Source organism: Pseudozobellia thermophila, from assembly GCF_900141855.1.
Classification (GTDB): domain Bacteria; phylum Bacteroidota; class Bacteroidia; order Flavobacteriales; family Flavobacteriaceae; genus Pseudozobellia; species Pseudozobellia thermophila.
Window position 1 is genome coordinate 1 of the sequence record NZ_FQYU01000008.1, and the last position, 24,339, is coordinate 24,339.

Genomic DNA, 24,339 nt, shown 5'->3' on the forward strand with positions numbered 1-24,339 from the left:
TTATCGGTCTTGCCCTTCTCGAAAACCGTTTCCGCACCGGACAGGAAATCGCGCTTCCAACCGCTGATCTGTGTCGGATGTATTTGGTATTTCTGGGCCAGTTCCGCAAGGCTATGCCGCTCTTTCAAGGCTTCCAATACTACCTTGGTCTTGAATTTTGATGTGAATTTTCTTCGTGACATATTCAGTAAATTTAATGATTAAACTTACTGTCCTAAAATTTTGGGTATCTACAACCATAGTACAATAAAATAATGATTTATAGGCTTGGCTTTTCGAAACATTAGTGACAACAATCAACGAAATTCCGTAATTGCACTAACGAAATATCGTAAATAAGCGAAATATCGTAATATATTTAAAATCAAAAAATCGATATAAATATATGATAATCATTTAGTTAAATGGTTTGGCACGGCAATGGTAATGTACCAAGCAGCAATATTGCTAAACAATTTAAATATTATTAAAATGATTACTACAGCAAACATTAAAAACGGAGTAAACGTAGACCAATTGGTAGAAACTATTGGGGCGGTTCAAGGAAACCCTGAATTGGCAAAATTCGAATTCAGAACTAAAAACAACTGGATCGAAGGCGGTCATTGTGTATCTAGTATGAAGAGCTTTTACGGCGTTGGTCAAGAAGACACTTCGCGACAAGAAACTTTCACAATGGAATGTGACCACCCAAATGTATTATTGGGCGAAGACAAAGCTGCTACTCCTGTTGAGGTTGTATTACACGCCTTAGGTTCTTGTTTAACCGGAGCGATGGTGTACCATGCAGCGGCTAATGGAATTGATATTGAGGGCGCAGAGTCTTCTCTAAAAGGCGGATGTGATTTACACGGTTTCCTTGGTTTGGATCCTGAAGTTCGTAAAGGTTTTGACGGTATCACGGTTCGCTTAAAAGTGAAGTCCGATGCTTCAGAAGAGCAGTTATTGAACTTGGCGAAGTTTTCTCCAGTTTTCGATATCATTTCAAATCCTACCCCGATTTCCATCGAAATCGTAAAGTAAGTAGTGAACTTAAAAAGGCTGGCTCGAAATGAGCTGGCCTTTTTTAGTTTCTCAATACCAACATGTATCATCCAACATCGACATAAAATGAATACCAAAAGTTACATCGTCGCGACCGCTAATCAAGCCACCGCTCAGATAGCATATAAAACCAATGAGGTTTGCGCCATATATCCGATTACACCATCTTCTGAAATGTCAGAATTAGCGGAGGAGTGGAGCGCAGAAAACCAAAACAATATTTATGGCGGCGTACCATCAGTTTTTGAAATGCAGAGTGAGGCTGGCGTTGCCGGTGTTCTGCATGGTGCGCTACAAACAGGATCTTTGGCGACAACCTTCACGGCTTCTCAAGGCCTTTTGTTGATGATACCTAATATGTACAAAATAGCTGGTGAGTTGACGCCCAATGTGATCCATGTGGCCACTCGTTCAATTGCCACCCATGCACTTTCAGTTTTTGGTGATCATAGTGATATCATGGCTGCTAGAAGCACGGGTTATGCTTTTTTGGGAGGAGCTTCGGTTCAAGAAGCAATGGACTTCGCCTTGATTTCACAAGCGGCAACTTTAGAATCGCGAATTCCTTTTGTACATTTTTTTGATGGGTTTCGAACATCCCATGAAACTGCTAAAATCGAAGGCATCTCAGATGCGGTTATTACAGAAATGATGGATATGGAATTGATACAAGCACATCGAAGACGCGGACTCAACCCGAACAATCCTGTATTAAGAGGGACTTCTCAAGGTCCGGATGTTTTTTTTCAGGGTAGGGAAGCGGTAAATTCCTTTTATGATGCTTGCCCATCAATCGTCCAAAATCAAATGGACAAGTTTGCAGAATTAACAGGAAGGCAATACAAGCTGTTCGATTATGTGGGTCATCCAGAAGCTGAGCAAGTAATCATTGCTATGGCTTCTGCAACTGAAACTATAGAAGAAACCTTCAAGTATTTAAATGTACAAGGCGAAAAAGTGGGGCTAATTAAAGTCCGTTTGTTTCGTCCTTTTAGCACTGAACATCTTATAGAAGCTTTACCTAAAAGTTGTAAGTCAATCGCCGTTTTAGACCGAACCAAAGAGCCAGGTAGCACAGGTGAGCCTTTATATCTAGACATCGTACAATCTTTAATGTCTGTGACGGACACTTACGCAACACTTCCTAAAATAGTCGGTGGCCGTTACGGACTTTCTTCCAAGGAATTCAATCCGAATATGGTCAAGGCCGTGTACGAAAATTTGAAATCGGAAAAGCCAAAAAACAACTTTACGATTGGTACCAATGATGACAAAACAAATTTGAGTTTGCCCTATGCAAATGACTTGCAATTACAGGATGACAATCTTCAAGTCTTGTTTTACGAAACAAAGTCGGAGGCTACCTGTGCAAGTTTCGAAGCTGTTTTGCAAATTGTTGGAAATGCAAAGCATGTGCAGGGCTATACCGAAATCGATTATAAAAAATCAGGTTCTAGATCTGTTTCCAATCTTCGGATAAGTGAACAGCCGATCAAAGCACCTTATTTAATTTCGAATGCTGATGTGGTCGGATGCGACTTGGTCAACTTCTTAGAAAACGACAATGTTTTGGAGCGCACGAAAATCAACGGAGCCATTTTAGTCAATACAACTTTGAACACAATTGATTTTTGGAAAAGTCTATCATATGCAACCCAAAAGGAAATACAACAAAAAAATGTTTCGCTTTACGTGGTCAACTCGTGTGTAATAAACAAAAGTTACCAGGTTTCGGACACGGTGTTATCAAGATTCCATAGTTGTGTTTTGGCACTTGCCAAAGACTTGAACGTTGATAAAAACAACATGTTCTTTGAGGAATTTATCACAAAGGTTGATACGTCAATAGTTGAAGTTTCAAAAGAATTCCCCATCGAAATGGATACCGAGTTTTTAAACTCCCTTTTAGGCAAAATGATGGCCAATGGCGGAGATGAACTTCCGGTCAGCGCGATTCCTGTAGACGGAACATATGCAACGGACACTGCGAAATTTAACATAAGAAATACAGGAAACTTTTTACCAGATTGGGATGCCGATTTGTGTACACAATGTGGAGCCTGCAGCATGGCTTGCCCGCAAGGAGCTATTCGGATAAAAGCCTATGATGACACCTATCTATTGAATGCTCCAGAAAGTTTTAAATCTGTCAAGTCAATTGAACAAGATTGGAAAATCGATTTGTTGAATTATACGGTACAAGTAAACCCCGAGCAATGTACCAGCTGTAACAATTGTATTGATGCCTGCCCTGCAAAAGCTTTAGTGATGAAAAGTAAAGCCGCTAAAATCGAAAAGGCCAAAGAGAACTGGAATCATTTTGACCGCATTCCAGAATTTGATAGAACTAAAATAGATACAAGCAAAGTGAGTCAGCAACAGTTACAAGAACCTTTGTTTAAATATTCGATTGGTGTTGATGGATGCGGAGAAGCGCCATACTTGAAATTGATGTCCCAGTTATTCGGTGATAGAATGTTGGTAGCAAATGCTACTGGGGCAAGTTCAATTTTCGGGGGCGCTCTCCCTTCAACCCCTTGGGCAAAGAATAGTGAGGGTAGGGGTCCGGCTTGGTCAAATTCTTTGTTCGAAGACAATGCCGAATTCGGGTTGGGCTATCGACTTTCGTTGGACCAGCAAGAACAACAAGCCAAAAGTTTGCTCAAGAAATTACTACCAGAACTCGATTTCGATTTGGCTTGCGATATTTTGACTGCGGAACAAAACACTGAAAAACAAATTCAGGAACAACGAAAACGAGTTAAAAAATTAAAGGCCCATTTAACCACCGTCACTAAGGTTGAAGCGCAACAGTTAATACAGGTTGCGGACAGCTTGGTGAAGCAGAGTGTATGGATCGTTGGAGGGGACGGTTGGGCCTACGATATTGGCTATGGCGGACTAGATCATGCCATCGCTTCAGGGAAAAATGTAAACATTTTGGTACTTGACAACGAAGTGTATTCGAATACAGGCGGACAAATGTCAAAAGCCACTCCTTTTGGAGCAATGGCAAAATTTGCTTCCAACGGAAGGCAAAAGCAAAAGAAGGACCTCGGTCGTTTGATGATGACCTATGATGATGTATACGTGGCTTCCGTCGCTATTAGTGCGAATCAAGAACAGATTTTGAAAGCTTTTCAAGAAGCCGAGAGTTATGATGGGCCATCCCTAATAATCGCCTACTGCCATAGTCCGGCACATGGTATTGACATGAAGAATCCGAGTCGGTATCATAAGGCTGCGGTAGCTTCCGGGCAATGGATGTTATATCGGAATGACCCTAGAAGAATGGATGAAGGATTAAACCCTTTGCAATTGGATTCTGATGCCCCAAGCATTCCCATTGAAGACTATCTGCGGATGGAAGAGCGTTTTGAGAGACTCTTTGAAACAGACAAAGAGGCATTCAGTGGTACCATGAGCGAAGTGCAAAAACAGGTGGATAAAAGATATCGGAAATACGTAGATATCGGAAATACGTAGCAATGTTGACTTCGGAAACCTTGAGTACCGAAGCATTTATTTCTCATTCATCGTATTGACGAATTCCCAATCTTTGGGCACTCCTGAAATCGTGTACTCCGCTGATTTGGTCACAAAATATTTGGCGACTTTATCTTTTGGATTTTCGGTCAACACCTTATCAAAGGCAGCAGAAGCTTTTGGGAATTGATTGTTGAAGAAATAGTCCAATCCCTTTTCGAAATCTTTAAGGGTTTTAATTTTTAACGCAACTACTTCCGGCTCGTCTCCATCAAAACATTCATGGATTCCAATAATGGTATCCTTTCCTTTTACTCGAACTTTACCTAGATAGCGAAAATGATAATTATCTTTATTTTCGATAGTTTCTAAGCTGTTCTCACTGATAATTATCTTCGCGCCGTAGTGCTTGGAAACGCCCTCCATGCGCGATGCCGTGTTTACGGTATCGGCGATTATTGCTGTGTCGTTTCTGCCGATATCGCCAATGATGCCCATGACCAAAGGGCCGGTGTGAAGTCCCATCCCAACGGTAATAGGCACATATCCTTCTTTTTCCCGTCTGACATTATAGTCTTGAATAGCCTTTTGCATATCAATACTTGCCTGAAGGGCATGCGCCGCCTCATGCGGAAATAAGGACATAATTCCATCTCCTAAATACTGATTTACAAAGCCTTTGTTCTTCTGAATTTCAGGTCCCATTTTACCGACATAGGCATTGACGAACTTGAAATTCTGCTTGGGCGTCATGCCTTCCGAGAGGGTCGTATATTCTCGAATATCGGTAAACAGAACGGTAACGTCTTTTTCGACATGATCGCCCAATGCCACATCGGTTATGGATTCCCTCCCCACCGATTTTATAAATTCCGTAGGAACGAACTTGCTGGTGGCTTTATGTATGCCGCTCATATACAAATGAGCTTTTAGTCGGGCCAATAGTTCGTTTTTTGAAAAGGGTTTGGTCAGGTAATCATTGGCACCTACATTGAACCCAGCCACTAGATCCCGTACCCTGTTCTTTGCAGTAAGCAGCACCACAGGAAGTTCGCTAGACGAGTATTTTTTTCGAATCTCTTCACATACTTCATACCCTGATAGCCGGGGCATCATAACATCCAACAGAACGATATTGAAGGCTGTTTCATTTTTAAGAATTCCCAAGGCTTCGTGACCATCTTTGGCCGATACGGTATCATAGCCGCCAATTGACAAATGGTTTTCGAGCACGCGTCTGTTCACAGGTTCGTCATCAACGATAAGCACTTTGGCCAAGCCGTTTTTTTGATGTGTTTTGACTTCGGGAAGGATATTGTTTTTTTCAATTTCCATCTGTAATTTTGGAATTTCCTCCTGTTCCGACGGATCTCCCCTTGAAATATCTTTTCGCTTTTTATCACTTATCGGAAGTGTAAATGAAAAGGTTGAACCCTTGCCAACTTCTGATTCGGCCTCTATCGCACCTCCATGGAGCTCTACCAATTGTTTGGTTACGGAAAGTCCGAGTCCGGTTCCCCCATATTCCCGTTGTGTGGAGCCATCGGCCTGTTCGAAGGATTTAAAGATATTTTGAAATTGGTCTTTTGCTATTCCGATTCCCGTATCGGAAATAGAAATGGAAAGCATCTTGTCTTTTTCTTGGGCTTTGATTTCTATTTGTCCCTTTTCGGTAAACTTGATTGCATTCCCTATAAGGTTATGCAGTATTTGTTGCAGTCGATTTTCGTCGGCTTCGACCAAAACCACATCTTTGGGAATAGTACTAATCAGCGTAACTTTTTCCCCCTGAAGCAAAGGCTTGGAGAGTTTCATTACAACATCGGCCATGGCATGCACATCGACCGGTCGGGTGGCCAGCACTAAATCTTGATTTTTCAATTTTGAAAAGTCAAGAATGTCATTGACCAAATGTGACAATCGCTTGCCACTATTGGAAATCATATCTAGATTTTCAATGGCTTTTGACGACATTTTCCCTGCAGCGCCATCTTTTAAAGATTCTGAAAGTCCGATAATGCCACTAAGCGGAGTTCGAAGTTCGTGTGAAGTGTTTGCGAGGAATTCATCTTTTAACCTATCAATTTTTTCAAGTTCCTCGACACGCTGTTTTTCGATTTGCGTTTTTTGACGTTCTTCTTCAATCTGTCGTTCTTTTTCTTCGGTTTCCCTTTTTTCCCTTTGTCTTCTTTGGTAACGATTAAAGAGGAGATACCCAATTAATAAGATACCTAGGGCAAATCCGATAATGGCATTTCTGATTGCCCGTTGACGTTCCAAAAGCAGATCTTTTATCTCGGCGTCTTTTTGGAGTGTCGTAATTGCATCTTGCTTTTTCTCGGAGTCGAATTTTACCTGAAGTTCTTGTAATTGTTTCGAACTGGTTTCGTTAAACAAACTGTCTTTGACCGAAATATATTTATCCTTAAAAAGGAGGGCGTTTTTATAATCTCCTGATGCAGTATACAGTTCCGCCATTTTTTCATAGGCATCTTGAGCAGCCTTTTTTGCACCTATTTCTTCGGCAAGCTGAATGGCTTTTTCGAAATGGAACTTTGCCTGTGCGTAGTCTATTAACTTTAGATAGTCAGTACCTAGATGAGTGTGGCTTTCGGCCAATTCGCGTTTTTGTTGTAGTTTTTCACGGATTTCCAAAGCGCTTAAATGTACCTTTAACGCCGCTGCATAATTTTCCTGTTCGCTGTAGACTTCCCCAATAGCCTCATAATCATAAGCCATGCCCCAAAGGCTTGCCAATTCTTTGTCCAGTTGCAAGGCCTTGTTGAGGTATTCCAAAGCTTCGGAATAGTTTTTCCTCTCTTTATGTGTGCCTCCGATATTATAATAGGCGTTGGCCATGTCGCCTTTAGCATCCAAATCGGTAAAAGTCTCCAAAGCTTTGGCATAATTTTCCATAGCTTCATCTAACTTATTGTTTTTCTTTAATAAGTCGCCTAATGCATTTTGTATGGTCGCGATACTATATGGGTCGTTCAGTTCTTCATAAATTTTTAGTATGCTATAATAAATCTTGGAACTTTTGTCATAATCACCCTTGTCATCAAGAACAATCGCTTTTTGATAAAGTCCATTGGCAATATCTTTTTGGCTTTTTTTTGTTTCGTGATATTCGAGGTATTTGTCAAAAAATGCTAGGGCTTCATCGTAATTTCCTTTCTGTCTTTCCAAAACGCCATATTGGTAGTTGGCTATGGCAACTCCCCATTCGACATTACTTTTTTTGCTTAAAAAATAAACACTGTCGATACGTTCTTTAACTTCTGGAGAGTTGGAACGACTGATTACGTACTCCCAGGAAATATCCTTTAAGATTCGAATTCTTAGAGAGTCTGAGGTAGCATTTTTGAAGGCATTTTGAAGACTGTCAACTTTGCTGTTTTGAGCAATCAAGTTATTGCATGCCAGCACCCCCCAGATTAGTATGGATAGAAGATATTTCATTGTCTAAGTGGGGGAACGGTTGGTTTGTTGTTGCCTTAAATGTAATATTTAATGGCCTAATGACAAAAAGGGTTTTGCCAATGAAGAAATCTTCTAATTAATTGATGAATATTTTTAGGAGAAACCGAATCTTTATTTCTGAACCTTTTTTAAATTGTCTTAAATGACCGGTACCTAAATATGGGAGGAGGTCATCTTAAACAACCTGAAAATTAAAATAGCTGCACTTATGTAAAGTTTTTTTGTTATCACTTTGAAAATAAGCAATGTATTATTTAAGGAATGTTTAGAATCAAAAACTTGATTACCATACAAAACTCTTTACAAATTGAACCTTTTGTAAAAAGTTTATGCGTAGAGATTTCCAGTACCTTTCTTGGAACTCCAAATAAAGGAATGTTATTTGAGATATGATATTGAGTACGGGTAGTAGTTAATAATTCCCCCTATTTTGTCCCTAAAAAAATCAAAAGCCCTTGAAAATCAGTTGATTAACAAGGGGCTTTGTACTCGAGACGGGACTTGAACCCGTACGGCCATAATGGCCATTGGATTTTAAGTCCAACGTGTCTACCAATTCCACCACTCGAGCCTGCATTGGTATGCTATGCAATAAAAAAACGCCGGCATGCGGCGTTAGTGTTGAGCGAAAAACGGGATTCGAACCCGCGACCTCCACCTTGGCAAGGTGGCGCTCTACCAACTGAGCTATTTTCGCATTTAAAAGAACAAGCCAACTCTGTTCGTTAGCGGAGGCAAATTTAATACAATTCTATAAAATGCAAAGAAAATTTCCCTAAAAACTTACACTTCTGTTTTTCTTGGCCCAACAAGTGCTTTTTTACGATGTGGCCTTGCTCTTTTTCGAGAGCATTCGCTTGATTTCGTTCAGCTTCATCAAGGCCTCTACGGGCGTTAGGGTGTTGATGTCCAAATGCACGATTTCTTCCTTGATCTGCTCCAGCAAAGGGTCGTCTAGGTTAAAGAAGCTCAGTTGCATCTCGTCCTGGGCCGCCTGCAGCTTGTCGGTGAGCTCTTCGTTCGAATGCGATTTCTCGAGCTTCTTCAGTATTTTGTTGGCCTTGTGGATCACCTGTTGGGGCATACCCGCCATCTTGGCTACGTGGATCCCAAAACTGTGCTCGCTTCCACCGGGCGTCAATTTGCGAAGAAAAAGCACGTTGTCCTTCAGTTCCTTTACCGATACGTTGTAGTTCTTGATCCGCTCGAAGGTGCTGGCCATTTCGTTGATCTCGTGGTAGTGGGTGGCAAATAGGGTCTTGGCCCTGGCCGGATGCTCGTGCAGGTATTCCGATATGGCCCAGGCGATCGATATGCCGTCGTAGGTGCTGGTACCCCGGCCGATTTCATCGAGCAGCACCAGGCTCCGCTCGCTGAGGTTGTTCAAGATGGAGGCGGTCTCGTTCATCTCGACCATAAAGGTCGATTCGCCCATTGAAATATTGTCGCTGGCACCCACCCGTGTAAAAATTTTATCGACATAGCCGATACGGGCGGCTTCGGCAGGTACAAAGGAGCCCATTTGCGCCAAAAGGACGATAAGGGCCGTTTGCCGTAGAATGGCCGATTTACCACTCATATTGGGGCCGGTGATCATTATGATCTGTTGCTGTTCGCGGTCGAGAAGGATGTCGTTGGCAATATAGGCCTCGCCCAGGGGCAACTGCTTTTCGATAACCGGATGCCTTCCGTTCTTGATGTCTATCTCGGTCGATTCGTCAATGACCGGTTCAATATAGTCGTTCTCCTTGGCCAGTTGGGCAAAGCCGCAGAGGCAGTCGAGCTGGGCCACCTGCTGTGCGTTGTTCTGTACCGGGTTGATGTATTCCTGCATCCAGACCACCAACTGCCCGAACAACTGCTGTTCCAAGCTCTGGATGCGCTCTTCGGCACCCAGGATCTTGGCCTCGTATTCCTTGAGCTCTTCCGTGATGTAGCGCTCGGCGTTGACCAACGTCTGCTTGCGGGTCCACTCGGCGGGCACCTTGTCTTTGTGGGTATTTCGAACTTCGATGTAATAGCCAAAAACATTGTTCGAGGCGATTTTAAGGGAGGTAATCCCCGTGCGTTCGGATTCCCGCGCCAGCATTTTGTCCAAATAATCCTTGCCGGAAAAGGCCAGGTTTCTCAGTTCGTCCAGTTCTTGGGAATAGCCATCGGCAATGGTCTTGCCCTTTAACATGTTTACCGGGGCCTCCTCGTTGAGCATTTCCTTGATGCGGTTGCGCAACATGTCGCAGGTGTTCAGCTGGTCGGCAATGATTTGAACCGCCTCGCATGCGCTCTGTGAGGTCAATTGCTTGATGGGTACGATGGCCTCCAGGGAGTTCTTGAGCTGTACGACTTCCTTGGGGTTGATCTTTCCCGTGGCCACCTTTGAGATCAAACGTTCCAGGTCGCCCATCTGCTTGATCGCGTGCTGCAATTTCTGCAAGACCGTTTCTTCCTGCAACAAATACGAGACCACTTGATGGCGTCTTTTTACCTTTTCGATGTTTTTAAGGGGAAGGGCCAACCACCGTTTGAGCATCCTTCCGCCCATGGGCGAAATGGTCTTGTCGATAATGTCCAAGAGGGTGACCGCATTTTGGTGGGGCGATTGGTAGAGTTCGAGGTTCCTGATGGTAAAGCGGTCCATCCAGATATACTCTTCCTCGGCAATTCGTTTCAGGTTGCTGATGTGCTGCAATTGCCTGTGCTGGGTCTCGGACAGGTAATGCAGGACAACTCCCGAGGCGATAATGCCATGGGTAAGGTGGTCGACCCCAAAACCTTTTAGGGTCTTGGTCTTGAAATGGTTGGTCAGGGTCTCCAGGGCATAGTCTTCCTGAAAGACCCAGTCTTCCATAAAAAAGGCATGGTACCGGTTGCCGAAAAGCTGGGCGAACTCCTTCTTGTGCGTCTTGGGAACCAATACTTCGTTCGGTGAAAAATTTTGGAGCAATTTGTCTATTTGTTCCTCGCTGCCTTCCGATGTCAGGAACTCTCCCGTTGAAATGTCGACAAAGGAGATGCCCAACAACTTTCGGCCAAAGTGCACCGCACATAAAAAGTTGTTGCTTTTGGCCGAGAGAATATCGTCGTTCATGGCGACCCCTGGGGTCACCAGTTCGGTTACGCCCCGCTTGACTATGGTTTTGGTGGCCTTGGGGTCTTCGAGTTGATCGCAGATGGCCACCCGCTGCCCCGCCTTTACCAATTTGGGCAAATAGGTGTTCAGCGAATGGTGCGGAAAACCGGCCAGTTCGGTTCGGTCGCCGCCATTGTTCCTATGGGTGAGGATGATGCCCAGTATTTTGGAGGCCTTAACGGCATCCTCACCGAAGGTTTCGTAAAAATCCCCCACTCGAAAAAGCAATAGCGCATCAGGATATTTCGTCTTGATGGTATTGTACTGCTGCATTAAAGGGGTTGTCTTTTTTGCTTTTCCCATGTTGCCCGAAGCGATTTAAATTAGCCTATTTTTGCCCTTGTCGGTTCAAATGACGAATGTATTACATTTGTCGGCGAAACGCCACATTTGTTGATATTTAGGAATAACTTTATAGAGAGGGAAATACCGTAAAGGTCAGAAACTGGTAAAATGCGCAAACTAAGGAACGAAGAGCTAAAGCGATTGGATGTAGAAGGTTTTAAACAGGCCGAAAAGACCCCGCTGGTCGTTGTTTTGGACAATATCCGAAGCCTCAATAACATCGGGTCGGTCTTTCGGACGGCCGACGCCTTTTTGGTGGAAAAAATATACTTGTGCGGCATTACCGCCACTCCGCCCCACAAGGATATTCGCAAGACGGCATTGGGGGCTACCGAGAGCGTGGCCTGGGAGTACAAAAAGGAAACCGTCGGGCTTATCGACGAACTGAAGTCCGAAGGCTATCGGGTGCTTTCGGTCGAGCAGGCCGAGAAGGCGGAATTTTTGAACGCCTTTAAGGTCGATGCCTCGGAAAAATATGCCTTGATCTTTGGCAACGAGGTGAAGGGGGTTTCGCAAGACGCGGTCGATATGAGCGACGGGGTAATCGAAATACCCCAATACGGTACCAAGCATTCCTTGAATATCTCGGTGAGCGCGGGAATCGTTATTTGGGATTTTTGGTCGAAATTGAACCCTTAGCGACCTAGGACTTTACAGCGGGCAGGTGTACCGCAAACTTCAGTATTTTGTCGACTATGGCTTCGTAATCTTCTTGGTTTTGGACAAAGTCGAGGTCGCCCAGTTCAATGATCAGGTTGTTCTGCTCAGGGTAGCTCTTGATGAATTCAAAATACCCCTTGTTGATCTTTTCCAAGTATTGGGGGTCGATACGCTGTTCGTATTCCCGGCCCCTTTTCTTGATGTTGTCGAGCAGGCGATCCGAGGTCTGGTAGAGGTAAACGTATATTTTGGGCTTTTTTACCTCCTTGTACATCAGGTAAAAAAGTTTACGGTAAAGCTCGTACTCGTCTTGCTGTAGTGTGATCCTGGCAAAGATCAACGACTTGTAGATGTCGTAATCGCTGACCATAAAGCTTTTGAAGAGGTCGTATTGCGAGGTGTCGTCCGTAAATTGTTGGTAACGGTCCGCCAAAAACGACATTTCCAAGGGAAAGGCGTAACGCGATTGCTCTTCGTAGAATTTGGGAAGAAAGGGGTTGTCGGCAAACCTTTCGAGAACCAGTTTGGCATTATAGTCTTCCGCGATCTTGCGGGCCAAGGTGGTCTTTCCGGCCCCGATGTTTCCTTCGATGGCTATAAAATTGGTATTGGCGAAAAGCTCGGTACGGTTTTTATAGAGCCTATAGGGCGTTTTTTCCAAGCGTCCCTTGTCCCTGCACTCCTGAATTAGGTTTCGGGTGTCTTTGTTGACCACCGGATGATAGAATTGGGGGGCGATGTCGGCCAAGGGCCTTAAAACGAACTTTCGGTAGCACATCTCGGGATGGGGGATCACCAAGGTGTCCGATATGAAGGTTTCGCGTTCGTAGTAGAGAATGTCGATATCGATGCTGCGCGCTTGGTAGCCTTCTTCCTTAAACCGTATCCTTCCCAATTGTCCCTCGATATCGAGCAGGGTGTCCAATAGCCTTTGTGGGGGCAGGGTGGTCTTTACCGATAGGCAGATGTTCAAGAAATCATCCGACTCAAAGCCCCAGGCACTGCTTTCGTAAACAGGCGATATACGCTGAATGTCACCTACCGTCTCCTGTATGCGAAATACGGCAGACTGTAGGTTGTTCAGGGTGTCGCCCAGGTTGCTTCCAAGCGAGAGATATGCTGTTTTTTGTTCGGCCATAATCGTAGGCAAAGTAACGAAAAGATGTGGGTAAGTGCATCCATGTCTTATTAATAGTTATTCACCGATTTTTGTGCGCAAAATGCCGACAGGGGCAAGGGGCGTGCAAAATGGAACTTAGGGCACGGGAAAGTGTACAGGTGGCCCGCTTAAGATTCGGATAACATTACAAAAAAATGGGGGCAGTTGACTATCTTTGGCCAAAACTTTGAAGGGGGGCGGTTTTCCCTTGGTTTTGAGTTTTGTGAACCGATAACCGTTGCGGACGCGTAACATTCTACACGCTATTGCGTCATATGGAATTGATGATAGATTTAAGCCTATGAAATTTTTAAGAAACTTGTTGGCGGCCATTTTAGGCTGCATTATCGCCTTTGGGATTGTTTTTGTTATGTTTTTTGTCTTTGTCAGTATCCTGGGCAGTGCAGAGGATACGGTTACGGTCAAGGACAATTCCGTTCTGGAACTTCAATTGCAGCAGCCCATCAGCGACTACGTGGGCGATAATGCCCTCGATCCCTTTGCCGGCGGATTTTTTGAACAAAACCAAGGCCTCGATGAAATTTTGCATGCCATATCGGTGGCCAAGGACGACAAGGACATCAGGGGCATAAGTATCAACAATAACTTTATAATGGCAGGCCTGGCCCAGACACAGGCCATACGCAAAGCCTTGGAAGACTTTAAGGAAAGCGGAAAGTTTATTTATACCTACGGCGATTTTTACACGCAGAAAGACTATTATTTGGCAAGCGTGGCCGATTCCGTTTTTCTGAACCCCGTAGGGGTTCTCGACTTTCGCGGACTGTCTTCGGAAGTGCTTTTCTTCAAAGACCTACAGGAAAAGACCGGGGTTAAGATAGAGGTTATCCGCCACGGAAAGTATAAAAGTGCGGTGGAACCTTTTATCGCGAACGAAATGAGCGAGGCCAATCGCTCCCAAATCCAAGAGTTGTTGGGCTCCTTGTGGAATTCGATGATCGGGGACATATCAAAGGGAAGGAATATCGGTCCCGACGACTTGAACACCATAGCGGATACCCTGGGCGGGCGTTCGCCCGAATATGCGCTCGCATCAGGCCTTGTCGACGATATCGTGTTCTTTGACCAATACGAGGGGAAGTTGAGAAAGGCCTTGGGACTTGGGGAAGACAAGGACCTGAATGTGGTGCGATTGCAGGATTATGTGATCCGTTCCAACAAAAAGGCCCTTAAAAAAGGCAAGGACAAGGTAGCGGTGGTCTTTGCCCAAGGTGAAATTCTGTATGGCGAGGGCGGTCCGGACGTAATCGGCCAGGGCATTATCAACAAGGCCTTGATCGATGCCAGGGAAGACGACGATGTCAAGGCCATTGTGTTACGGGTCAATTCGCCAGGGGGCAGTGCCCTCACTTCCGATATTATTTGGCGCGAAGTCGAACTTACCAAAAAGGTAAAGCCGGTGGTGGTCTCCATGGGCAATGTGGCCGCTTCGGGAGGCTACTACATTTCGGTGGGCGCCGACAAGATTTTCGCCGAACCGACGACCATTACCGGGTCTATCGGGGTTTTCGGAACCGTACCCAACATGGCCGGGCTGGCGGAGGATATCGGGATCAATGCCGAACAGGTCGGTACGAACAAGAATTCGGTCGAATACTCCCTGTTCGAGCCCATGGACGACGGTTTTCGTTCCGTGGTCCAAGAGGGCATTGAAAGCACTTACCGTACCTTTTTGCAACGGGTGGCACAGGGGCGCAATATTTCTGTGCAAGAAGCCGACAGTTTGGCCCAAGGCAGGGTGTGGAGCGGGGTCGATGCGCAGCGGATCGGCCTGGTCGATGAACTGGGCAATTTGGAGGATGCCATTGCGGAAGCCGCAGAAATGGCCGAACTTACCGAATACGGAATTAAAAAATTCCCGAAATACAAATCGGGCCTTGAACGCTTTATGGAAGACCTGGGCGGAGCCAGTGCCAAGGTCAAAAACGATATTATAGAGGATGAAATTGGGATAGAGGCCTATTCGATCTTAAAGGAGGTCAAGCGTGCCATGCAGCAAAAGGGGGTACAGGCGAGAATGCCCTTTGTCTTGAATATCAAATAGGGATGCGGTCTTTTTAAAAATATAAAACGCCCCGACATGTCGGGGCGTTTTGATTGTATGGCGGTCGTTCGATTATTTTACCAGGTTGATCTCCACACGCCTGTTCTGGGCACGGCCATCCTTGTACATGTTGGTGGCAATGGGCTTGGTTTCGCCGTAGCCGACAGCCGTTAACCGGTCGGCATCGATACCTTTCTCAACCAAGAAGGCCTTCACCGCAAGTGCCCGTGCTTCCGATAGTTTTTGGTTGGTCGTCGCACTACCGATGCTGTCGGTATGCCCTTCTACGGTAAATTTGGCATCGGGGTACTCCTTAAGAATGCTTATGATGTCTACCAATGCTTGGGTAGATTCGGCCTTGATCGATGCCTTGCCCGAATTGAAAAGAATGGTCTTGGCGTATTCGTTAAGGCTTTTCTGTACTTCCTCGGTAACCTCTGGGCAGCCTTTGTTGGCGGCGGTTCCAGGTTTGTCGATACATTGGTCGTCTTTGTCCGGAATTCCGTCCCCATCGGTGTCGGGCCATGGGCAGCCGTTATTTTCAACGGGACCGGCCTCTTCGGGGCATTGGTCGTCCTTGTCGAGGACATCGTCACCGTCGGAATCGGTCCAAGGACACCCGTTGTTGGCCACTTCGCCGGCTTCCTCGGGGCATTGGTCCTCGTTATCGGTTACGGTATCCCCATCGGTGTCGGGCCAAGGGCATCCCTGGTTTTCGATAGGACCGAATTCTTCGGGGCAGTTGTCTTCCTTGTTGACGATACCATCGCCGTCTTTGTCCTTCGGTTTTCCTTGGTATACCGGGATCTTTAAGCCGGCGTAAACATCGGCGGCCTTTGAATTGTCGCTAATCAATAAAGATAGGACGGAGCCCGAGCCGATATAGAGCGGCCCGGCCCTAAAGCCTGCCCCCCATTGGGCACCCGACCCCTGAACCATGCCTACAGGCATATAAAAGCTGAACCACTTGCTTTCAAAACGGGGGGTAAGCGAGACGATATTGGCCACCCTGCTCACATTCTTCTTGGTGGCCGAGGTAAGCGACATGTCGCCGTTGAGGTTCAAATAGAACTTTTTGCCCATGTTCCAATCTACGTTAAGGTGCAGGGCCGTGGGCAAGGCCCACTTTGTAGAAGAGCCCATGGCGGTCTCGGTATAGAGGGTTTGCAAGATATCCTCGATGCCGTCTTGGTCTTCAAAGTCGTCTTCGTTGACCGTGGCGTTGATGTCATAAATACTTTCCGTGCCGTTTTTGTAATTGATGCTTCCCAGGTCGGTAAGCGAGAGCCCCACCTTGAGCTTGTATTTGTTGAGGTGCTTGTAGCTCTGTCCCTTCGACGGGTCGTAAGATGCATGGTCGGGCCTCCATTCGTAAATGAGGCCAAGGTCGGCCCCAAAACCGGTTGCCCCGTCGACCACCTCGAATTCAAAATCGTCGAAATTGCCATCGATGTTGTCGCTGTTGCCGTAATGCACTTCCCCTTGCGAGGTGATGCTTCCGGTGGTATTGCCTCCGCCCAGGTCGGTGCCATCGGCATCGTACTCAATATTGACATTCTTACCGCTGGCGTAGGCATTGCCCAGGCCCTGCAAGTACTTTACCGAGATACCCGCCTTTAAGAAATGCTGCTCTTTGTCCATTAAAACGGTGGCATAGGACAAACCTACTTCGGCCCAAGCATTTGCCGTAAGGTAAAAATCGTCCTCGTCGACCATAAAATCTTCATTTTCGTCAAAATCGTTCGATATGTTCTCATAGGTCTCGCCATTGATCTTGTTGATGTTATAGCCTACCCTGCCCCGGGTGAAAAGGGCGATCGAATTGGTAGGGTTGATGTTGAACATAAACGAGGGGCCCAAAACATCGGCGTTTCCAAAGAGGTTGTTGTTGTCTTTGGGGTGCTTGTTGCCGTTTTCGTCAAAATCGAAATCGGTATCCAGCACATCGCCAAGTTTGACACCGTAGTAATCGTTTCCGAAAAATGAACTGACCCCGGCCAGGTTGACATCGGTCTTGAACCGCGAATCGACAATATTCGCCGGGTTGCTGATTATGCCGTGTACCCCACTGTAGTTATCGGAAAGATAACCGATGTAGGATTGGGCCTGGATTCCCCCTGCGGCTATCAAAAGTAGTCCGGTAAGAATGGTTTTTTTCATGCTTGGTGATTTTTGGTTTATTTTTGTGTCTGTGCATAACGGGCGTTTGTCGATTTAATTGCTCGTTTTAACGATTAATAAGACCTTGTCAACGCCTATGACCTTAGAGAACAAACGCTTGGCCTATAAGATTTACCTTTATCTCGGAGCGTTGTTCATTACCTCGTTGGTGGTCTCCAATTTGATTTTCCAAAAGTTCTTTTACTGGAATCCCTTTGGCGATGTTACCGTGTTCGGGGTGTCCCTGTTCGAAATATCGGTAGGTATATTGCCCTATCCCATTACCTTTTTGATTACCGACCTGATATCGGAGATCTATGGAAGAAAGAAGGCCAATCAAATTGTAACGGCGGGTATCTTTGCCTCCTTTTTCTCCATGGGCATCGTGCTTTTGGCCGAAACGGCACCGGCCATCGAATCTTCCCCGGTAAACGACGAAACCTTTACCCGGGTCTTCGCATTGTCGCCCATAGCCGTGCTCGCCTCTATGATCGCCTATCTCTTTGCCCAATATGTCGATATCGCCATCTATCATTTTTGGAAAAGGCTTACCCAGGGAAAACACCTTTGGTTGCGAAACAATTTTTCCACTTTTCTGTCGCAGTTCATCGATACCTTTACCGTAGTGGGGCTGCTCTGTGTTTTTGAGGTATTGCCCTGGCATCTGTTTTTCGGTCTGGTGGTCAGCGGATTTGTTTTTAAGGTTTTTATCGCATTTTTAGACACTCCTTTTCTCTATTTCTTCGTATATCTATTGAGAAAACGGTTTAAACTCGAAATGGGTCAAGAAATTGATCTCGAAGCATAATAACCGGCCTTTTTTTGAGTTGTATCGATACGACCAAAAAACTATGGTTAAGAGTTCAAAAAAGAGTTTAAACTTCAATAAGTTCCCTTGCCCCGATGAAGGGGACGGAAACCCGAATGTATTTTTTAGATAACTATGAAAAAGAAATTATTCAAGATTTTAGGAATTGTCGCTTTGTTGATCGTGGGTGTCTTGGTGGCCGCACCGTTTTTTTTGGAGGCTAAAATAGGGGAGCTTATCAAGGCCAATGTCAACAACAACCTCAATGCAACACTCGACTTCGCCGAGGCCGACCTGAGCCTGATAGCGAGTTTTCCGAATGCCGAGGTAAGCCTCAAGAAACTTTCCTTGGTCAACAAGGCGCCTTTTGAAGGCGATACCCTGTTCGCCTCCGACGAACTGTCGTTGAAGATGGGGATAGGGGAGCTGTTCAAGGGGGCGGGCGAACCCATTGGCGTAAAAAGCCTGATAGTGGATAGGGCCTTGGTCCATATTACGGTCGACAAGGACGGCAACGCCAGTTTTGACATTGCCAAGGAGGGTGACCCATCCGAAGAAACGGCCCCTGACGAAGGGGCGGCCGAAGGGTTTAGCTTCGATATGGAATCGTATGAAATTACCAATACCGATATTATTTACGACGACCGATCGACCGGAATGCGATTGGAAATTAACGATATGCAGCACCGGGGCAATGGAGACCTTTCGCTTTCAAAGTCCGAACTACAAACCCAGACCGATGCCTTGGTGTCCTTTGAAATGGACAGTACCAATTATTTGAACAAGAACAAGATAAAGCTCGACGCCTTGATCGGTATCGATTTAAACGAGAACAAGTATTCCTTTTTAAAGAACGAGGCCTATATCAACCAACTTCCCCTGGTCTTTGACGGTTTTGTAAAAATCAATGAGAACGACCAAGAGGTCGACATCAGCTTTAAGACCCCTTCATCCGATTTCAAAAACTTCTTGGCGGTAATACCGGAAGCCTATTCAAAGGATATAGAAAATGTGCAGACCACGGGTAATTTTACCCTCGAAGGTCAGTTTAAGGGTGTTGTCGATGAAGCGCATATTCCTAAGTTCAATATCAAGATCAACTCGGAAAACGCCTCCTTCAAATACCCCGATCTGCCAAAGTCGGTGAAAAATGTATTTATCGATACCGAAATAAACAACAATACGGGTATAGTGGAAGATACTTATGTTGACATTGAAAAATTGTCTTTTATGATCGATGAAGACAAGTTTAATATGAACGCCAAGATTACCGAACTTTTGGGCAATACAAAGGTCAATGCCCATATCGATGGAACCATGAACTTGGCGAATATCGAGAAAGCTTATCCGGTACCGGCCGATTTGGACCTAAAGGGATTGCTGTCCGCCGACATTACCACGGCCTTCGATATGGCCTCGGTTGAAAAGGAACGGTACGAAAACACCGATACCAAGGGCACCTTGAGCCTGACCGATTTTGAATACAGTTCCGAAGAACTTGCCAACCCCGTGAAGTTGGAGACCGCGAATTTGACCTTTAACCCGAAGACCGTAAGCCTGAACGAACTTAAGGGAACTACCGGAAAAACGGATTTCAACGCTACCGGAACCATTGACAACCTGTTGGGCTTTATGTTCAATGACGAGGTGGTAGCGGGTAATTTCGACCTGAAATCGAACTACTTCGACCTGGGCGATTTTATGGTCGAGGAAACGGCAAGCGCGACCGATGTTTCCGGAAACGGAGAAGGTGGCTCACCGTCCACATCCGAAGAGAAAATAAAGATTCCTTCTTTCTTGGACGCGAACATCACTGCCGCGGCCCATACGGTGATCTACGACAATTTAACGCTTAAGGATGTAAGGGGAAATCTGCGTATCAAGGATCAAAAAGCGGTCTTGGGCAATATGACCTCTTCGATCTTCGATGGTAAGATGGCCTTTAACGGCGAGGTTTCCACCAAGGAAGAGACCCCGACCTTTGCCATGAAGCTCGATATGGATCAATTGGAGATCGGCGAAACCTTCCAGGCCCTCGATCTGTTCAAGTCCATAGCGCCCATTGCCCAGGTTCTTAAGGGGGAATTGGATTCCGATATCGAATTGTCGGGCAACCTGACCGACGACCTGGTTCCCGACCTACTTACCCTGAGTGGTAATATCTTGGCCAATGTGATGACACGGGAAATCAACTCCGAAGAGGCGCCTTTGTTGTCGGCCTTGGACGGAAAACTCGATTTTATCGATCTTAAGAAGCTGAACCTGGACGATTTGAAGACCAAACTGTCGTTCGAAAACGGCCTGGTTACCGTTAAGCCCTTTACCGTAAACTATAACGACATCGCAATAAACGTAGATGGGAGCCATACTTTCGACAAAAAGCTCAATTACAAGGCTACCATGCAGGTGCCCGCAAAATATTTGGGTTCCGAGGTCAACAAGTTGTTGGCCGAAATCGATGACGATAGCCTTGATGAGCTGACCGTACCCGTTGTGGCCAACATAGGTGGCGATTATACGAGCCCGAGCGTAACGACCGATCTGACGACAGGGGTGAAGTCGTTGACCAGTCAGTTGGTTGAAATACAGAAGCAGAAATTGATCGACAAGGGCAAGGACAAGGCCAAGGATTTGATAGGCGATGTGCTGAACCAAAACAAAAAGACGGGCGATTCGACAAGCACCAATTCTACTAAAGAAGGGGTAAAGGAAGTTCTTGGGGGACTGCTCGGCTCAAGCAAGACGGATGCGGCCGAAAGCCCGTCCGACAGTACCGCTGAAGGCAAGGAGGAAGGCGACGACGTAAAGGAAAAGGCCAAAAGCATTATCGGTGGGCTCTTGGGAAGCAAAAAGAAAGCCTCCGACGAAAAGGATACGGACAACTAACATGACCAATGGGCCACTGTAAAGTGGCCCTTGTTTTTTGCCCGACCGGGCAAAGCGTCAATGGATCGAAAGCGATACGTAATAGCCCTCGCTGCCACGGACGTTGAATACGGTATTGTCTTCGAATATAAGGTACTGTCCCTTTATGCCTTTTAATCTGCCTCGGTAGTTCGGGGTCTTGTCAAGATTGAGGCTCCTCACCTTGCTGGGGTATTGTAAGACCGGAAAATCGAGATGGGTTTCGGAGTTGGAGGCGATGAAATACTCTTGGGCCTCGGCCGGTATATAGGGTTTTAGCTTATTGCGCCAAGTGACCAGGTCTTCGTCGACAACCTCGTTGGTGAGCATCTTCCGCCAATTGGTCTTGTCTCCGACATGGTCTTTCAGGGCCACCTCGGTGATGCCCGCCAAATAGCGGTTGGGGACTTCGACAATTTCGATCGCCTCGTGTGCGCCTTGGTCGATCCAACGGGTCGGTACCTGGGTTTTTCGGGTAACCCCTACCTTGATGGTGCTCGAGTTGGCCAAATAGACGATATGGGGTTGCAGTTGGACCTTTTTCTCGTATTCAAGGTCGCGGTCCTCTTGGTCTAGATGGGCAGTGCTGAGCTCGGGCCGCATGATCCAATCTCCCGCGGCGGGTATTTCGTAAAAGCAGGTCTTGCAAAAACCTTGTCGAAAGATCGGCCGGTCTTGGCCACAGCTTAAGCATTGGTGCTTGATGAAGTTGATTTCCAGTTCTTTGTCGAGTATTTGGTTGACGTTTAAAAAATCAGTTTCAAAGACCATATAATATTGGATGGGCCTGCCGATTTCGGTCTGCATCTTCCGTAATACCCCTTTATACTGCATAAAAGATTTTTTGATTTGAAAATGAATGGTTTTAAAGCTATTTTAGCGGGTTAAATATACCTAAAAATGGCCATACCGCTCTTTAATTCCATTGCTTCCTGGCTGCTTAAAAAGCGCTATCATCAAATCGAACTGTTCTTGAAATACCCGGCAGAGGTACAGGAGGAGGTTTTGCAGCAATTGATGGATTTTGCCGAGGATACCGAGGTGGGAAAAAGGTACGACTTTCAATCCATCGATAAATATGAGGATTTTCGAAACAGGCTTCCCATCGTATCGTATGAAGAGATCGAACCCATGATAGAGCGCACCCGAAAGGGGGAGCAGAATCTCTTTTGGCCTACGGCCATCAAGTGGTTCGCGAAAAGCAGTGGCACCACCAATGCCAAAAGCAAGTTCATTCCGGTAAGTACCGAGGCCCTCGAAGACTGCCATTACAAATCGGGAAAAGACTTGTTGTGCCTATATCTCAACAATAACGAAGACTCCCAGCTTTTTACCGGTAAGAGTTTGCGATTGGGGGGGAGTAAGGAGCTGTACCAAGACAACGGCTCTTTTTTTGGCGACCTGTCGGCGATCTTGATCGACAATATGCCCCTGTGGGCCGAGTTTAGCAGTACGCCCAGCAACAAGGTTTCGCTGATGAGCGAATGGGAGACCAAGTTAAAGGCCATTATAAAGGAAAGTACGCAGGAGAACGTTACGAGTTTGGCCGGTGTACCTTCTTGGATGTTGGTACTGCTCAACAATGTAATCGAAGAGACGGGCAAAGACCATCTCTTTCAGGTGTGGGAAAACCTCGAGGTCTATTTTCACGGAGGGGTCAGCTTTAACCCCTATAAAGACCAGTATAAAAAGCTCTTGCCCAGAAAGGGCTTTAAGTACTATGAGATCTACAATGCCTCGGAGGGGTTTTTTGCCATACAGGACCGCAATGGGGCCGATGATCTTTTGCTTATGTTGGATTACGGTATTTTCTACGAGTTTATACCCATGGATACCTACGGGACCGAAGCCCAAAAGGCGATTCCCCTATGGGAGGTCAAAGAGAACGTTAACTACGCCATAGTAATTACCACGAACGCCGGGTTATGGCGTTATAAGATAGGCGACACGGTCCGGTTTACATCGACCGATCCGTACCGAATAAAGATAACCGGGCGTACCAAGCACCATATCAACGTCTTTGGAGAAGAGCTGATCATAGAAAATGCCGAAGAGGCCTTGAAAAGTATCTGTAAAAAGACGGGAAGCGAGATCAAGGACTATACCGCCGGCCCCATATTTATGGAGGGAAAGGAAAAGGGCGCGCACGAGTGGATCATCGAGTTCAGAAAACCTCCCGAAGACCTCGCCTATTTTACCGAGTTTTTGGATAATGCCCTAAAATCGCTCAATTCCGATTACGAGGCCAAGCGCTATAACAACATCACCTTAAAAATGCCTAAAGTGCACATTGCCAGGGAAAATTTGTTCTACGATTGGTTGAAGGCCAAAGACAAATTGGGGGGGCAGCATAAGATTCCTAGATTGTCGAACAAAAGGGACTACATCGAAGAATTGCTTCAAATGAACAAATAAATAGTAAAGTTTGTCGTTTAATACCCAACTTCAACTATTATTAAACTCGACCATTGACGAACTTAAACTATAATTATGGCTAAAAGACTTGTAATCGTTTCCGATATGTGGGGGGCGAAGAAGGGCCTTTGGATTACCTCATACCTAGGCTACCTTCAACAGTATTTCGATATTACATTTTATGACAGTCAACAATTGGCCAATTTAAAACTTGTGGTAAACTCTGAGGAAAACCTGCACCGTGCATTTGTCGAGGGAGGTATTGAAACGGCCGTCGCGCACTTGTTGCAAAAAGAAAAGGAACCGGCCCATTACCTGTGCTTTAGTATGGGAGGCGCCATTGCTTGGAAGGCGGGCCTTCTTGGCTTGCCCATGAAATCGTTGTACACGGTTTCGTCTACACGGGTAAGGTCTGAAAAAAACAGGCCCGATTGCCCGATCCAAATGCTTTTCGGGGATGGTGATGTGTATAGGCCCAAGGCTGATTGGTATAAAAAAATGGGACTAACGCCCGAATTGGTTCCGGGCTTCGGGCATACAATGTATACCGACGATAAAATAATACAAAAGGTCAGTTTGGACCTGTTGAACATGGCCACCCAAAAAGAGGCCGGAAGGAAAAAGGAAAAAGCGGTTTGATATCAAACCGCTTTTTTGTTCCTATTAGTTAAGGGCCGGCC

At 45.8% G+C, this 24,339-nt stretch carries 14 protein-coding genes and 2 tRNA genes; 8 read left to right on the plus strand and 8 right to left on the minus strand.

The annotated features are described in order from the left end of the window. The coding region (locus tag BUB37_RS16510) for a transposase (protein ID WP_139278127.1) at positions 1–182 on the minus strand (182 nt) is incomplete at its 3' end. 289 nt (positions 183–471) lie between these two features. Here BUB37_RS16510 and BUB37_RS16515 point away from each other — a divergent pair. Next, the gene (locus BUB37_RS16515; protein WP_072995066.1) at positions 472–1,023 is read left to right on the plus strand and encodes an OsmC family protein; all 552 of its coding nucleotides are present in this window, start codon (positions 472–474) and stop codon (positions 1,021–1,023) included. A gap of 87 nt (positions 1,024–1,110) precedes the next feature. Beyond that, the gene (locus BUB37_RS16520) at positions 1,111–4,530 is read left to right on the plus strand and encodes a 4Fe-4S binding protein (RefSeq protein WP_072994942.1); all 3,420 of its coding nucleotides are present in this window, start codon (positions 1,111–1,113) and stop codon (positions 4,528–4,530) included. A 36-nt stretch (positions 4,531–4,566) separates the two neighbouring features. On the opposite strand, the gene BUB37_RS16525 is transcribed toward BUB37_RS16520, so the two are convergent. The 4 genes from BUB37_RS16525 to mutS form a co-directional block, all read right to left on the minus strand. Next, positions 4,567–7,992 (minus strand): tetratricopeptide repeat protein, encoded by a 3,426-nt coding sequence (locus BUB37_RS16525; protein ID WP_072994943.1) that lies wholly within the window; start codon positions 7,990–7,992, stop codon positions 4,567–4,569. Positions 7,993–8,499: 507 nt separating this feature from the next. After that, positions 8,500–8,584 (minus strand) — tRNA-Leu (locus BUB37_RS16530). Between the two features lie 53 nt (positions 8,585–8,637). Further along, positions 8,638–8,710, minus strand: a tRNA-Gly gene (locus BUB37_RS16535). A gap of 123 nt (positions 8,711–8,833) precedes the next feature. After that, positions 8,834–11,446: a DNA mismatch repair protein MutS gene (gene mutS / locus BUB37_RS16540; RefSeq protein WP_072994944.1), complete on the minus strand. Its 2,613-nt coding sequence runs from the start codon at positions 11,444–11,446 to the stop codon at positions 8,834–8,836. A gap of 150 nt (positions 11,447–11,596) precedes the next feature. On the opposite strand from mutS, the gene BUB37_RS16545 reads away from it, so the two are divergent. Continuing rightward, positions 11,597–12,127 (plus strand): RNA methyltransferase, encoded by a 531-nt coding sequence (locus BUB37_RS16545; RefSeq protein WP_072994945.1) that lies wholly within the window; start codon positions 11,597–11,599, stop codon positions 12,125–12,127. Positions 12,128–12,131: 4 nt separating this feature from the next. Here the strand turns inward: BUB37_RS16545 and folK are convergent, their stop codons facing one another. Beyond that, positions 12,132–13,286 (minus strand): 2-amino-4-hydroxy-6-hydroxymethyldihydropteridine diphosphokinase, encoded by a 1,155-nt coding sequence (folK, locus tag BUB37_RS16550; protein ID WP_072994946.1) that lies wholly within the window; start codon positions 13,284–13,286, stop codon positions 12,132–12,134. Between the two features lie 322 nt (positions 13,287–13,608). On the opposite strand from folK, the gene sppA reads away from it, so the two are divergent. Further along, a complete protein-coding gene (gene sppA / locus BUB37_RS16555) occupies positions 13,609–15,372 on the plus strand; it encodes a signal peptide peptidase SppA (RefSeq protein WP_072994947.1) in 1,764 nt (587 codons plus the stop codon). 72 nt (positions 15,373–15,444) lie between these two features. Here sppA and BUB37_RS16560 read toward each other — a convergent pair whose 3' ends face one another. After that, positions 15,445–17,532 carry a DUF5723 family protein gene (locus tag BUB37_RS16560; protein ID WP_072994948.1) on the minus strand — a complete coding sequence of 696 codons (2,088 nt, stop codon included), beginning with the start codon at positions 17,530–17,532 and terminating at the stop codon, positions 15,445–15,447. Between the two features lie 97 nt (positions 17,533–17,629). Here BUB37_RS16560 and BUB37_RS16565 point away from each other — a divergent pair, with 97 nt between their 5' ends. Both BUB37_RS16565 and BUB37_RS16570 read left to right on the plus strand, forming a co-directional pair. Then, on the plus strand, positions 17,630–18,340 hold the full coding sequence (locus BUB37_RS16565; protein ID WP_072994949.1) for a queuosine precursor transporter: 711 nt from the start codon (positions 17,630–17,632) through the stop codon (positions 18,338–18,340). 135 nt (positions 18,341–18,475) lie between these two features. Then, entirely contained in the window at positions 18,476–21,226 is a 2,751-nt protein-coding gene (locus BUB37_RS16570; protein ID WP_072994950.1) for an AsmA-like C-terminal region-containing protein, read from the plus strand. A 57-nt stretch (positions 21,227–21,283) separates the two neighbouring features. On the opposite strand, the gene BUB37_RS16575 is transcribed toward BUB37_RS16570, so the two are convergent. Beyond that, entirely contained in the window at positions 21,284–22,078 is a 795-nt protein-coding gene (locus BUB37_RS16575; protein ID WP_072994951.1) for a DUF2797 domain-containing protein, read from the minus strand. A gap of 66 nt (positions 22,079–22,144) precedes the next feature. On the opposite strand from BUB37_RS16575, the gene BUB37_RS16580 reads away from it, so the two are divergent. Further along, positions 22,145–23,659 carry a GH3 auxin-responsive promoter family protein gene (locus BUB37_RS16580; protein WP_072994952.1) on the plus strand — a complete coding sequence of 505 codons (1,515 nt, stop codon included), beginning with the start codon at positions 22,145–22,147 and terminating at the stop codon, positions 23,657–23,659. A 75-nt stretch (positions 23,660–23,734) separates the two neighbouring features. Then, positions 23,735–24,298, plus strand: a complete 564-nt coding sequence (locus BUB37_RS16585) for an alpha/beta fold hydrolase (protein ID WP_072994953.1) — start codon at positions 23,735–23,737, stop codon at positions 24,296–24,298. Positions 24,299–24,339 lie beyond the last annotated feature (41 nt).

Excerpts from the sequence above, each read along its gene's own strand:
- BUB37_RS16560 (WP_072994948.1), bottom strand. The coding sequence starts at position 17,532 with ATGAAAAAAACCATTCTTACCGGACTACTTTTGATAGCCGCAGGGGGA.
- BUB37_RS16570 (WP_072994950.1), top strand. The coding sequence starts at position 18,476 with ATGAAAAAGAAATTATTCAAGATTTTAGGAATTGTCGCTTTGTTGATC.
- BUB37_RS16515 (WP_072995066.1), top strand. The coding sequence starts at position 472 with ATGATTACTACAGCAAACATTAAAAACGGAGTAAACGTAGACCAATTG.
- sppA (WP_072994947.1), top strand. The coding sequence starts at position 13,609 with ATGAAATTTTTAAGAAACTTGTTGGCGGCCATTTTAGGCTGCATTATC.
- BUB37_RS16585 (WP_072994953.1), top strand. The coding sequence starts at position 23,735 with ATGGCTAAAAGACTTGTAATCGTTTCCGATATGTGGGGGGCGAAGAAG.
- BUB37_RS16575 (WP_072994951.1), bottom strand. The coding sequence starts at position 22,078 with ATGCAGTATAAAGGGGTATTACGGAAGATGCAGACCGAAATCGGCAGG.
- BUB37_RS16580 (WP_072994952.1), top strand. The coding sequence starts at position 22,145 with ATGGCCATACCGCTCTTTAATTCCATTGCTTCCTGGCTGCTTAAAAAG.
- BUB37_RS16565 (WP_072994949.1), top strand. The coding sequence starts at position 17,630 with ATGACCTTAGAGAACAAACGCTTGGCCTATAAGATTTACCTTTATCTC.
- mutS (WP_072994944.1), bottom strand. The coding sequence starts at position 11,446 with ATGGGAAAAGCAAAAAAGACAACCCCTTTAATGCAGCAGTACAATACC.
- BUB37_RS16545 (WP_072994945.1), top strand. The coding sequence starts at position 11,597 with ATGCGCAAACTAAGGAACGAAGAGCTAAAGCGATTGGATGTAGAAGGT.
- BUB37_RS16520 (WP_072994942.1), top strand. The coding sequence starts at position 1,111 with ATGAATACCAAAAGTTACATCGTCGCGACCGCTAATCAAGCCACCGCT.
- folK (WP_072994946.1), bottom strand. The coding sequence starts at position 13,286 with ATGGCCGAACAAAAAACAGCATATCTCTCGCTTGGAAGCAACCTGGGC.
- BUB37_RS16525 (WP_072994943.1), bottom strand. The coding sequence starts at position 7,992 with ATGAAATATCTTCTATCCATACTAATCTGGGGGGTGCTGGCATGCAAT.